At 59.7% G+C, this 13,089-nt stretch carries 8 protein-coding genes and 1 pseudogene; 1 reads left to right on the top strand and 8 read right to left on the bottom strand.

What is annotated here, in order from left to right; all coding sequences use genetic code 11:
• Positions 1 to 157 (top strand): annotated as a pseudogene (locus tag ABDJ38_RS15060) (IS5/IS1182 family transposase); the annotation flags it as partial.
• Between the two features lie 270 nt (positions 158 to 427).
• Here ABDJ38_RS15060 and ABDJ38_RS15055 read toward each other — a convergent pair.
• From ABDJ38_RS15055 to ABDJ38_RS15020, 8 genes are all read right to left on the bottom strand, one after another.
• Positions 428 to 2,629, bottom strand: coding sequence for a TonB-dependent receptor (locus ABDJ38_RS15055; protein WP_346785944.1), 2,202 nt, complete (start codon positions 2,627 to 2,629; stop codon positions 428 to 430).
• Positions 2,630 to 2,663: 34 nt separating this feature from the next.
• On the bottom strand, positions 2,664 to 2,867 hold the full coding sequence (locus ABDJ38_RS15050; RefSeq protein WP_346785943.1) for a hypothetical protein: 204 nt from the start codon (positions 2,865 to 2,867) through the stop codon (positions 2,664 to 2,666).
• Entirely contained in the window at positions 2,864 to 4,156 is a 1,293-nt protein-coding gene (locus ABDJ38_RS15045; RefSeq protein ID WP_346785942.1) for a PepSY-associated TM helix domain-containing protein, read from the bottom strand. The genes ABDJ38_RS15050 and ABDJ38_RS15045 overlap by 4 nt, the downstream gene beginning before the upstream one ends.
• 340 nt (positions 4,157 to 4,496) lie before the next feature.
• Positions 4,497 to 5,690 carry a GGDEF domain-containing protein gene (locus ABDJ38_RS15040; RefSeq protein WP_346785941.1) on the bottom strand — a complete coding sequence of 398 codons (1,194 nt, stop codon included), beginning with the start codon at positions 5,688 to 5,690 and terminating at the stop codon, positions 4,497 to 4,499.
• 558 nt (positions 5,691 to 6,248) lie between these two features.
• The gene (locus tag ABDJ38_RS15035) at positions 6,249 to 7,610 is read right to left on the bottom strand and encodes an MFS transporter (protein WP_346785940.1); all 1,362 of its coding nucleotides are present in this window, start codon (positions 7,608 to 7,610) and stop codon (positions 6,249 to 6,251) included.
• 213 nt (positions 7,611 to 7,823) lie between these two features.
• On the bottom strand, positions 7,824 to 9,317 hold the full coding sequence (locus tag ABDJ38_RS15030; RefSeq protein ID WP_346785939.1) for an FAD-dependent oxidoreductase: 1,494 nt from the start codon (positions 9,315 to 9,317) through the stop codon (positions 7,824 to 7,826).
• A gap of 174 nt (positions 9,318 to 9,491) precedes the next feature.
• Positions 9,492 to 12,101, bottom strand: a complete 2,610-nt coding sequence (locus ABDJ38_RS15025; protein ID WP_346785938.1) for a TonB-dependent receptor — start codon at positions 12,099 to 12,101, stop codon at positions 9,492 to 9,494.
• Positions 12,043 to 13,038 carry a LysR family transcriptional regulator gene (locus ABDJ38_RS15020; protein ID WP_346785937.1) on the bottom strand — a complete coding sequence of 332 codons (996 nt, stop codon included), beginning with the start codon at positions 13,036 to 13,038 and terminating at the stop codon, positions 12,043 to 12,045. The genes ABDJ38_RS15025 and ABDJ38_RS15020 overlap by 59 nt, the downstream gene beginning before the upstream one ends.
• Positions 13,039 to 13,089: the final 51 nt, after the last annotated feature.

Below are 13,089 nucleotides of genomic sequence, written 5' to 3'. Positions count from 1 at the left end.
CAAGAAGGTCGAGATGCTGTTCGCGCACCTCAAGCTGGACCGCTTGCGCCTGCGCGGTCCCAACGGAGCCAAAGACGAGTTCCACCTCGCCGCCGCAGCCCAGAACCTCCGCAAACTGGCCAAGATAAAGCCGATCGCTGGCCTCGCACCCGCCTGAGCGGGATTACAACGCCGCTCGCCCGGTGCCAGCCGCGAGCCACACCGAGCTCCGGCAACGACTTCTTCAACAGAATAGGGTCGAAACCGGACTGGCCGGATCCGCCAATCCTAAAGGGATAGCGGACCAACAGCTCAAGATCCATGCCTCTGGATCGGGCCGATAACCCCGTTCGCATCGAGTCTCACTTCTAACCGTGTCTCGGCCGATGGATATGCGATCGGTACGAAAGTTGCGGCTCCCACACGCATTGCGGAAGCCGCGATCCGGTCAAAATTCGAGTGTTGCCGATGCCTTAAAGGTGCGCGGCGACCCCAGCTGCAAATCTGGGCGGAAGCTGTCGAACGCCGAAGCCCAGTAGGATTCGTCGGTCACGTTGTCGACGTTGAAGCGCAGCGTAAGCGCGCTCTCACCGACCACGGCAACATAACGCGCCCCGACATCGAACCGCGTCCAATCGTCAAGGAATAGCGTGTTGGTGATGTTGGCTGCCTGTTCGCCCGTATGCACCACGCGCCCCGTGAGCGTGAGCGCAGGCACAAAAGGCACGTCCCATTCGAGATTGGCGTTGAGCATGTACTCGGGCACGCCCACAGCCTGATTGCCCTCGTTCACACCGTTTTCAGTGTTGCGCAGCTTGGCATCGATTACCGATCCACCCGCGATCAGGCGCAGACCTTCAGCCAGTTCCCCCGCAACGGTGAATTCGATCCCACGATTACGCTGGATGCCATAGGGTCCGAATTCGAGCATGGCAGCATCGCTCGGATCAACCCTCAGGATGGCAGTCTCGCGGTCGATCTGAAACAGCGCCAGCGCGAGGTCGACCGGGCCCAGAGCCAGCTTGCCGCCCACTTCGTACTGTTCAGAGACGAACGGCGGCAGAATCTCACCTGCATTGCTTATCGGCACTGTGTTACCTTCGCCATCGGTCCCGCTTACCGGCGCGACCGCACCCGGCACGAGCGCCTCGATCCGGTTGGCGTATAGCGACAATCCCTCGACCGGCTTCACTACCAGCCCAACAACTGGTGTCCACGCATCCTCCGAATAGCTGTCTGTCTGATCACCAGCGGTGATATTTTCGGCCGGAACGGAATTGGCTGCGTAGGACCTGGTGGTGATTTCCTGAAGCCGCACACCGGCGGTGAGCAGGACCCTGTCGTCCCAGAACCCCAGCGTGTCGGAAACGAAGGCGCTCTTTAGCCGCGTGCGCGAGATCGGAAACGGATTGTCGAGATCGCCACCTACGAACGACACCGTGGTGGAACGCGGCAGCTCAACCGGATCGTAGAGGTTGTTGGTGCCGGCAGAGGCGGTGTAGAACTCATAGGCGTTGCGGTTCACCTGCCAGTTCATCGATCCGCCGATATTGATCTCGTTCGAGATGTCGCCGGTTTCAAAACGGGCACGCAAGCCCGCTGTCGCCGCCTCGTTGTTGTCGGTGCGCGGGATAAACGAACTGCTCACCGTGAGGTCGCCAGTCGTCGCCTCGGTCAGCGTGGGAGTGCTGTAGACGCCCTCTTCCGATCCGTCGCGTGCGCCGAAAGCTGCATAGACCATCACGTCTTCTGCAACATCGTATTCGGCACGAAACTGGCCGAATACGTCGCGCAGCTTGGTGTATTGCCAGGGCTGGCCGAAATTGGTGTCGGCATCGGGCACTGCGGGAATCGGAAGGTTGTCGATGCGCAGCTTGGGCCGGAAGTGCGAAACCTCCACTTCCTGATAGGCCAGATCGAGCGCGAGGCGCAGCGGGCCGGAGTTGTAATCGATAGCGCCGCCCAGCACATGAGCGCTGCGGAATTCGTCGTCGACCGACACGTCGCCGCCACGGACAGCCCCGTTGACGCGGACACCCCATTCGCCGTTGGCGCCGAAGCGCCGCCCCACATCGAAGCTCGCACCGATATGCTGCGAAGAGGTGTAGCCCATGGTGGCCCGCGTAATGTCACGGTCGGTAGCGCGCTTGGGCATCAGGTTCACACTGCCGCCGATGCCCGTGCCGCCCGGGGCCGCTCCGTTGAGGAAGGCGCTCGACCCGTTTAGCACCTGCACGGAATCGTAAAGCTCGGGCGCCACAAGCTGGCGCGGCATGATGCCGTAAAGTCCATCGTAGCCGATATCGTCTCCGGCCAGCGCAAAACCGCGGATCACGAACAGCTCGCCAGCGATGCCGAACCCGGTGGTGGTGCGGATCGTCGGATCGTTCTCCAGCACCTGGCCCAGTGTTTGCGGCTGCTGGTTGAGAATGAGCGCGGAGTTGTAGCTGCGCAAGTTGAAGGGAAGATCTTCGGCTGGCTTATCGCCCAGCACGCCGGCGCTACCCGCTTGCTCTACGCCCGACTGATTCTCGCGCTGCGCGATGACGAGAATGGTCTCTTCCTCCTGCGCGGCAGCGGGAAAGGCGAGGGCCGGGACGGTCATCGCGCTTACGAAAAGCAGCGCGGCGCGAAAGGCAGAAACTGTCATTTGAATTGGTCCTCTATGGGGAAATTTGGAATTGTCAGGATCGACGCGCACGCATCGCCCAGATCAGCACGGCCACGGGGATGGCGAGCCCAACCCACGAAGCCGCGTCACGCCAGCCATCGCCAGTCAGCGCGATCACCAGCGCCGCGACCGCACTGACAAATATCGCCAGCGGCAGCGCGAAGATGGTCGTCAGGCTATTCGGTCGGCGCCGCGCGGACGTGCGGGACTTGGTCATTCGGCGGGCTCCGCTATCTGCTCCATCCGATGAAGTCGCACACTTGGCGAAGAGGCGGAACGTGCCACCCAAAGGTAGAGCCCGCTGCCCAGCACGATGATCGTGAACACCGTCAAAGCCGCCCACAACAGCTTGAGCGGCAGGCCGCCATAGTCGCCAAAATGTAGCGGCCGCGACATCGACAGTGCCATGTAATACCACGGCATCGCCCGCGCGTCGGTGAATTCGCCCGTCTCGGCATCGATAAGCGCTGGAGTCAGCAGTCGTTCGGTCAGCGGCGTGTCGCCCTGAAAGAAGACAGCATAGTGATGCTTGGAACTGAACGTTCCGTTCGGGAAAGCGATGAACTGCGGATTGTTGCCAGGCAGCGCTTCGCGCGCGCGGGCCATTGCTACGTCGAGCGAACCATAACGCGATGGATCGAGCGCTTCGCGTCCGTCATACTCGCGCGTCATATCGGCAAGCTCATTGGCCTGCCACATCTCCTCGATCGGTACCGACAGCGCATTGATCACTCCCGTGAGCCCCACGACCATCATCCACGCCAATGCCACGATGCCGAGCAGGTTGTGGTAATCGAGCCATTTGAGCCGCCGGCTGCGAGTAACGCGCAAGGTGCCGAAGTCGAGCTTGCGCATGAACGGAGCGTAGAGAACCACTCCTGAAACCAGAGCGGCCGTGAACAGAACGCCCATCGCACCGAGAAATAGCATGCCCGGCAGGCCGAGAAACATGTCGGTATGCAGTTGGAGCAGGAAGTGCATCACACCGCCTTCGCTTTCCGCCTCGATGCCGATCTGCTGGCCGGTCGAGCGGTCAAAAGACTGGATCGTCATGTCAGAGCCGGGAGAATCCGGGCGCGGTGCGGTGGTGATCGTCATCGAGGGCTGATCGTTGTCGAAGGCCATGTACACGGGCACTTCGCCAGGCCGGTTGGCGAGCGCTATCTGCATCATTTCATCAAGCGACAGCAGGCCATCGGCCGTGCCCGACGAACCGACGCCTGGCATGCCGAATTCCGCTGGCTCCTCTGTCAGATAGTCGATCTCATCGTGGAAAATCAGCGGCAAGCCTGTGATGCAGAGCATTAACAGGAACACCGTGCAGACGAGGCTGGTCCATTTGTGCACCAGGAACCAGAGGCGGATCCCCTGAGGTGTCAAAAAAACAGATCCTTTATGCAACGGATTATCATTAGCGCCCCTAGAAGCGTTGTATACAGATTTCAAGCTAAGAGAGGTGATGAATCTGGAGCGAGGGCGAAGCGCGCCAGAATGCGAGTAGCGCATCCGGAAGCGTTACCGATTCATGGCGCCGTACTGGGCTTGATATGATCCGAAGCCCGGCGGATCCAGGCTGCGCAGTTTTTGATCATTGCTTCGAAAGGCAGATATCTCGCACTTGTTCAATCCGGCAGAAATTGGTCTGCTTGCGGACTGTCTGCAGCCATCTCCGGAGAGGCCGAAGTTGACGTTCGGCCTACGCGCCCCAGGCGACCGTTCTGCGGAGCCTCGGAGCGAAACGGTCAGCTGATGTCGCTATCGTGCCAGTACCAGCTCGAGCGGTTGCGACACGATGTTTGGGGGCGATCGAAGCCATCAAGCTGATGGCAGGATCGCTGGGCGCTAGTCAGTGCCGTGCGACCAGTTTAAGGGCCGGGCGCGCAACCGGTGACGCGGACTCTTCGTCCGGCGTGTCGATCTCGCACCGGTCGCGTCCAGCGGCCTTGGCGCGGTACAACGCGCGGTCGGCGCGGCGCAGAAGCTCGCTTGTCGATTCGCCCCTCTCCATCGTCGCTATGCCAATGCTCACGGTGATCGGATCAGTGTCCTTGTAAGCGAGCTGTGCGATCGCCATGCGCATGCTTTCGACCACGAGGAAGGTCGCGCGCCGGTCCATCGGCAGCAGCAGGACGAACTCCTCGCCGCCCACGCGCGCTGCGCGGCCCGCCGAGGGCCGGTTGCGTTCCAGACATGCGGCGACTTCGCGCAGCACCTCATCGCCGACGGCGTGGCCGAACCGGTCGTTGAAGCGCTTGAAATGATCGACGTCGATGATCGCGACACTGAGCGGAAACTGCATCCCGTCACCTTGCGCAACGTCCAGCCACTGGTCGAATGCCCGGCGATTGGGCAGCCCGGTGAGCGGATCCGACAGCGCCTCGGTCTGGGTGGCCCTAACGACCGAATGCAGGAAACTGGCGACGACCAGCAGGCCGGCGGCAATCATCAAAAGACCGCTGCTGGTCTGTGAGATCACGGCATAGATCGTGCCCGCAAAGTCCCTTTCGGTCGCACCGGTTCCCAGCGCGGTGGCGAAGGCCGCCTTCACTAAAAAATGCAGGGCCGTAACAATGTAGACCGATACAAGGCACCGATTGAGCAGCGATCGCGGAGCGTGCTGGCTCAACGCCACGGCACACAGAACAGAACCCATTGCGAACCAACTCTGGAAGGACAGCTGATACCAGATTGTGTCGCGCGGCGCATCGATCGTCGCGATCCGCCAGATGCACCCGCAAACCAGAATCGCGGCCCCGCACGCCCACATCGGCGGGCGCCGATGATAGTACGACAAGGCCAAGGCCATCGTGACCAACGCGGTTAAAAATCCAGCGAAACCGATAGTTTGCATGACCCGGACGTTGCCGCCGAGCCAGATACCAAGGTTCGCCAGTGGGTCAAGCACGCCAAACGCATAGGCGAGTGCGAACCAGCGAGCGCGCCGGACCATCGGATAGGTATGCGCGGTGACCAGGAAGGCTCCGATGAACATCACGGCGACCAGCATGTTGGTCAGGATTGGCAGGATGGCCTGAGGCATAGTCGCGATGATGGTCCCGTCGGGCGACGCCGCATTCGAAGCAGCTGGTACCGCAAGCGTTTGGCGCAGGGATACTTACTTTCGCGTAAATTTCCGGGACTCATGACGCCCTGCTCGGCGATAATATTTTCAATTAAATCGCCTTGCGCTTCACTCTTGCCTGATTGCCGGTCACCGCCGCGAGCGTTAGCAACGGCCTGCCCATGCTCAATGGCAAGGTGCCGCCATCGGATGGCGCTCGATACGCTGACCCCAAGATGCGCCGCTGCCGCGCGACAGCTCATGCCGCCAGCGAGAGAGCTGTCATTTGTGCCGCTGGCATGGAAAGGCAAGGGGAGTTCAGGGCGCGATGACCCGGATGGCGTGGAGCGAGGGTAGCTTCGAAAAAGACTTCGTTGAGCGGGACCGCAGTTCTCCACCCGATACTGTCAGAGCAATGCACTTCGAAGAATTTAGTAGTTCACCCACCATCTTTGTCGAATCAGTTCCGGCAAAAAACCCAGGTTTCACGGAAGGAGCCAGAGACGAGGCGAGACTGACAGCTCCTGGTTAGCACCCTTAATCCGACAACGCTCTCAGATGCTTCGCCGACCATGCAAGCAGAAAGACGAACAATACGACACCACTCAGGCAAAGCACTGTGAACATGTAGCCAGCCATTGCCCCGTCAGCCCCAACGAGGAACTGCGAGCCATAAATTGGGGCAGCAACTGCGGCGAACTTGGCCATGAAACTCGCCCAACCTCCACCTGTCGCGCGAACGGCGCTGGGGTAATAGATGCTGGTGACGGAAATTACCGCAGAATGGCCCGCTCCGACCAGGACCGCACCGATCAGGAGCACCGGTACGAACAGCGGTCCGTCAGTCACCATGCCCGTTGCAACCAGTGCGACAAACGGGATGGCCAACAGAGGTGCTAGAGCAATCCAGCCTGGGCCGCGCTTTTCGGTCATGGCTAGAAGAAGGACACCAACCACAGCCCCAATGATCGCGGTGGATGACCCCAGCCAAGCCGCATTTTCTCGCGTTAGCCCAAGGTTTTCCATGAAAATCACTCCATAGGCAGACTTGAGATAGATTGAGAAACTGGAACAGAAATATGCCGCCCAGATAAACAAGGTTACCAAGGCTAGGCGGCCAGCAAAAAGTTCCGATATCTTCACTAAGGGATTGCGCGAATCCTTTACTTTCCGTTCGTCGGAAAGGGTGAAGCGGTCATAAGGCTGCGCATCGAAGTTCGGATTGAACCGCATCAACATCGGCGCGATCCGTTCACGTGGTTTTTCAGTCGCAACCATCCAGCGCAGGCTTTCCGGCAAGGTGAAAAGCAGTATCAGCGCAAAGGCGCCCGTCATTGCGCCGCAGACCCAGAAAATGCCTTGCCAGCCAAGCACGGGCGCAGCGAAATTGGCAATCGGACCGGACGATGCCGAGCCGATCGAAAACCCCATCATGATGATCGTCACACTGGTGGCGCGCATGGATTTGGGCATGCTTTCGATGCTCAATGCCCAAACGGGCGCAAGCAGGCCACCGATAGCCAGCCCACTGATGAAACGCAGCACGATCAGCTGCTCTATCGAGGCGGAAAAGCCGACCGCCAAGGTCATCACTGCGCTTGCGATGGTGCAAAATATTATTACCGGCCGGCGCCCGAACATGTCGCCAAGATAAGACCCAAACAAAGAACCGATCATCTGGCCCAGAAAGGCAGCTGAACTGACATAGCCTGTCATCTCATCTGACATACCCAAATCGTCGCGAATGTATGGAAGCGCATAAGCAAGCGCCGCGAAATCCTGGCCATCAAAGAAGGTGACCAAACTGCACATTAGAAGAATGGTCATGTGATACCGCGTGAATCGCAAGTTCTGCATGAAATGCGCGACATCGAGCGAATTCGAGGAATGGCTAGTCATGGCTTCTCAATTACCCTCTTGCCCAGATTATTATGCGCGCTGATTTACCGACCGCATCTTCGTGGCGATGAGAAGCCCCTAAATTTAGCCAACCAAATGCGAAGGCTCCCACCATCAAGCCGAGAATGCCAAAGCTGAAGCGACTACACAGTTATGCTTCGCCGTTGCTTCGGTCTTGCGCCGGGCATTCCGGACTAATCTCTCCCACCGGGATCACGTCTCGCCGGACGCGGCTTCTGCATCCGACGCAGCTTTAGCGGGCAATTGGTCGTCATCGGAGAGGTGCGCGCCCTGCGTGCGCAGGATCGCCCGCACTTCCGCGATATCGACATCGCGCGGCCGTATGCCCCGGTTCACCGCGACTGCAGCAGCTGCGCCGGCAGCATGGCCGGTAAGCCAGCATTGCGGAATCTCCCGCATGAACCCGTGGCTGTTGGCATCGCAGGAGATATGCCGCCCCGCTGCCAGCAATCCGTCAAGAGACCGCGGCACAAGCGCGCCGTAAGGTACGGAAACAACCGGGTATTTTGGGCTAACGGAAGGACTTATGCCGATCTCGTCGACCACGGGCGTGCCGTCTCCCCAATGCTGGCGAAGAACTTTCTTCACCCCGACAAGCCGGCGGGTATGACGCACCCCTAGTTGAGGCGCGCTCTGCAGCATATAGGCGTTCTCGAAACCTGGAGCATGGCGGCGGAAAAATTCACAGTGCGCCTGCATATAATTATGCGAACGGATCTCCACCTCCGTCATGTCGTCCACATCCAGCGCCGACAGGCCGGACTGTCGCGGCCCGAGGAAGGTGGCGATATCGTCGCGCCAGCTGACATAGGGGGTCTGAAAGAAGCCCAGTTGATCGCGCCCGAGCGCGCTAAAGGCGACGAACTGCTCGGGTCGCCCGCTACGGAATTCCAGCCAGCGAGGCATGTCTACGCCGCCTAACAGGAAGCTGGTATTCATCGAATGATGAACATCGCCCTCGTCGATATCGTCATCGAAGTCTTCCCCGGCACGAGCGAACACGTCTCCATCGCCCGTTGTATCGATCACCACATCGGCCAGCACCGCCTGCCGCCCGGCCTTGGATTCGAACACCACGCCGTTGACCGCCCCCTTCTCCACCAGCGGTTTGGCGGCCCAGGCGTGGAACACTATCCGCACCCCCGCCTCTAGCAGCATCGACTGGGCCAGCAGCTTCATCCGTTCGGGATCGAGCGTCGGTGCCCAGGTGACGATGTCGTGGAATGCCGACGTCCGCAAGCGCCAGTGCGCCGCCTTGGCAGGATCGGTGGAGCCCCAATCCGACATCGGCGGCCCAGCCACGCCTTCCGGTGGCATGCGCTCGATGAATTCGCGCGCAAACCCCTGAATCACGTGCTTGCCCTGCCAGTCGGTCATGCGATCGATCCAGATCACCAGCCCGCCGGTCGACAAACCACCCAGGTGGTTATGCCGTTCTAGCAGCGCTACGTCAGCACCTGCTCGCGCGGCGGCATAGGCAGCCGCGCAGCCGGCAGGACCGCCGCCGATCACGGCGACATCACATTTGTGATAGACGGGAATCTGCTGCGCAGGCTCTTCCACATATCCGCCTCGACGTGACGGGGGCAGGTGGCGCTTGCCGGTCTCGAACAGGTCTGATGCCAGGAAGCGGTCCTCGGTCTGGCGGACAGTTCGCATACGATCTTTGTCAGTTTGCGTAGTCACGTCGCTCTTTCTTAAACGGGTCTATGCGCCTCGCCCGCGCGCTTCGAACAAGCCCGGACGCCGTTGTCGGCCCGGCATGGCAAGCCGATCTTGATGGGGCCACGCGCAGAGGCCGGAGAGGGACGCGCGCGTGGCCCGCAAGAGGCACCTTCAGGCGCCTTTGGGGGGAAGTGGTCAGAAGCGTCGTTTGACCGACACGCGCCATTCGCGCGGGGCAACAGGCTGCCCCACCGTGGTCCCCAGAGGATAATCGAACTTGTTGAGATAATAGAAGTTATCAAACAGGTTGGTGACCGCCAGTGCTGCTTCCCACTCTTCATCCGGCGAGCGCCAGGTCATACGAGCGTTGGCGGTGGTATAGGCATCGACCAACCCGGTGAGGGAATTGTTGACATTCACGAAGAAGGACGACTGGTAGGAAATATCGAAACGCGGCGTGATCGATCCAGCATTGCCGAGCATAAGTTCGTACTGAGTGCCTACGCTCCATTTCCATTCGGGCGTGTTTGGGGCCTTGCTGTCCAGAGTAACGCCATCGATCATTGCACCGGCCACGCCCAATTGGGTGAATTGGAAGTCGAGATAGCTGATCGATGCGTCGATGAGCAGCCCATCCACTGGCCTCGCAGTCGCTTCAAATTCCACCCCCTTGATGTCGGCATCGCCTGCGTTGACCGGGGTTGCATTGCGAGTGCTATTGGGGGTGGGGGTGCGATCAGAGAGGATTATATCCTTATACTTATTCAGAAAAATTGAGGCATTGAGCCGCAAGGCGCGATCAAACAGGTCGCTCTTCAAGCCCGCTTCGAAGGCCGTCAGCGTTTCGGAATCGAACGGCGTTGCCTGCTCGGACACGAAGGGGCGCGGGTTGATGCCGCCACCCTTGTAACCAGTGGAAACCTGCGCATAGGTCATCAGCGCGTCAGACCAGCGATAGTCCACGTTCACCCGGTAGTCGATCCGATCGCCCTCGTATTCGCCCAACACGCCGTCGAGCGCTCCCGCCCGGGTAAAGGTTGGCTGGGAAGGAACGAAAGGATTTTTGCGCCCGAACAGATAAGTCTTTTCGTCATCTGTATAGCGCAAGCCAGTGGTGATATTCAGCCGATCAGTGGCATGGAAAACTGCATGCAAGAAGCCTGAATAACTGCGGTTCTGGATCAGGTCATCGTTGATGAACAGGTTTTCAGCGACGGTTCCTGGAAGGTTATATTGCGTACCATCGAAGGTGCTGTCGGAATCGTAAAAGAATGCGCCCGCGGTAACATCGACCACGTCGTCGAACAGGCTGGCATTGACGCGCAGTTCTTGGGTGAACTGTTCGTGGCTCCATTGATCCATGACCGTGTTCACGCCAAAGGGCGAAAGATCGATGTCGCGGGCAAACCGACCGCTATAGTCCTGATAGGCGGTAATTGAGGTTAGAGAGACGCCATCTCCCAGTTCAAGATTCATCGTCAGCGCCACTTCCTTGGCGCGAGTTTCGGATACGGGCTCGGCAATGAAGGCAGCATGATCGCCTGCACCCGGTTGCCCGTCATATCTGGCCGGATCGGAATAGGCATTGGTGCTGTAGGTCGCGTAATTGATATAGCTGCCCGGACCGGTGATAAATCGCGACTGGTCGAACGATGCCGGCACGGCGATGCCCGGAAGGGTCGAACGGATCAGTTTGGTGGCCGGAACCTCGTTGTTCTCAACCACGATCATCCCAGATAGACTCACGTCGAACGTCGGGGTAGGCGTCCAGTATAGAGTGGCACGGCCTGCGTGCGAGCTGACGCCGCCCTCGGTGCCCAGCTTGCAATCCGTGTTGGCGGCTCCTCCCGAGGGAACGCCGCTGTCGGGATAGAGGCATCCGAAATCGTAACGCTCGACATAGCCGTCCCGGTTTTTCGAAACACCGGCAACGCGCAGGAACAATTCGTCGGGGACCAGCGTGACATCAGCCGCGCCGCGCACATCGACGCGGTTGAAGCTGCCAGTCCCAACTTCGATGAACCCCCTACCTGATCCGGAGGGCTGCTTGGAATAGAGCTTTACAGCCCCGCCGATCGAGTTCTTGCCAGCAAGCGTGCCCTGCGGGCCGCGCAGCACTTCGATTCGCTCGAGATCAAGCAGGTCGAAGACCGAACCGAACAGCGAGCCGTGGTAAACGTCGTCGATATACATGCCAACGCCCGGCTCAAACGCGTAGCTGCTATCATACTGCCCGACACCGCGAATATAAACGGTTGCGGCGGGGCCAAAAGCAGAGCCGCCCGGACGCAGCATCAAATTAGGCGCGGCAGCGGCGATGTCGGTAACGTCGGTCATGCTGCGTGCATCCATCGCCGCGCTGTCGAGCGCGGTGATGGCGATCGGCGTGTCTTGCAGACGCTGCTCTCGAAACTGCGCGGTGACAATGATCTCGTCACCCGAAGTAGCGGTAGCGTCGTCGCCATCCTGGGCAAGCGTCGGCTGCGCCGCGACAGCGACCGCTAAGACCGAGGCCGCACCCAAAAGGCGTACGGCAGAATTCATCGAAAACGAAAGCATGGTGATCCCTCCTCTCTGTCGCCATAGCGCCGGATTCTGGTCCCGCTGCTTTGCTGGCTTCATTGACTGGGCCCGCCGCAACGATGCAGCGCTAGCCGAGCAAGAGTGCAATAAGGGTATCGCCCGCGGCTTGAGAAGCTCCCAAAGCTTCAGCATATTATTCGTGATAAGAGAATAATCTCCTAGTTTAGCGAGCTTCGTTGCTTTTCTCGAAAACCGGCTCGAGGTGTTCGCGCACGAAGGCAAGCAACGCCTTGACCGATACCATGTTCATCCGCGCGGCCGGAACCATTGCCTTCAACCACAGGGGAGTCGTTGGATAATCGGGGAGCACGTGAACCAGCCGCCCGCTGGCGAGGTCTTCGCGCACCAGATACTCTCCCACCATAGTGATCCCAAAACCGCGGGCCACGGCGTGACGCAACAGGTCGCTGTCGTTCACTGCGAAGCGCGAATCGACGTTAACCGCCATCGGGCCGTTTGGGCCATTAAAGGTCCAGGTGGAACCCAGCGCGCGCATAGTGAGGCAGTCGTGACGCACCAGATCGGCTGGGCGCGTGATCGGTGGATGCGACGCCAGATAGGATTGAGTTGAGCAGAGCATGAGGTGGTATTCAGCTATGTCGACGTCGTGGACATTGGGATAACTGATCGGCAACGCGCCGAAAGCAATATCAAACCCTTCCTCGATGGGGTTGACGGAACGGTCGAGCAGAATCAGCTCAATCCGCAATTCCGGGTGGAGCGAGAGAAATTCGGTCATCAATCGCCCCAAATGGCTGGCTGCCAGCGTGGTGGGACACTTGATCCTCAACGAGCCTTCGACCGCATTCACCGCCTGGCGCGCATTCACCACAGCGCTGTCGAGCTGGCGCAGGATCTCACGATACCGCTCGACATAGATCCGCCCCACCTCGGTCAGCTCGACCTTGCGCGTGGTGCGGTTGAACAAGGTCACCTGCATCTCGTCTTCCAGCCTCGCGACCCGCTTGGTGATCACCGAAGGCGAAACATTGAGCCGGCGCGCGGCGCCCGAGAGGCTGCCAACCTCGGCCGTCGCCAGGAAAGCGCGGATATTTAACAAGGTGCTCAAACGGGGTCCTCTCCATCCGCAGCAAATTCGTATTATTCTCGTTTTCCAACAGCTGGCAGGAAAATTTGGGTACTGCAAACCTTTCCCCACTGCAGCTAGGATGAGAGGATAAGGAGCAGAGGATCGTTATGGACAGGCGCC

Source organism: Aurantiacibacter flavus (assembly GCF_039710615.1).
GTDB lineage: Bacteria > Pseudomonadota > Alphaproteobacteria > Sphingomonadales > Sphingomonadaceae > Alteraurantiacibacter > Alteraurantiacibacter flavus.
The sequence above is the reverse complement of the archived record's forward strand: the minus strand, read 5'-3'. Positions and strand labels throughout refer to the sequence as shown.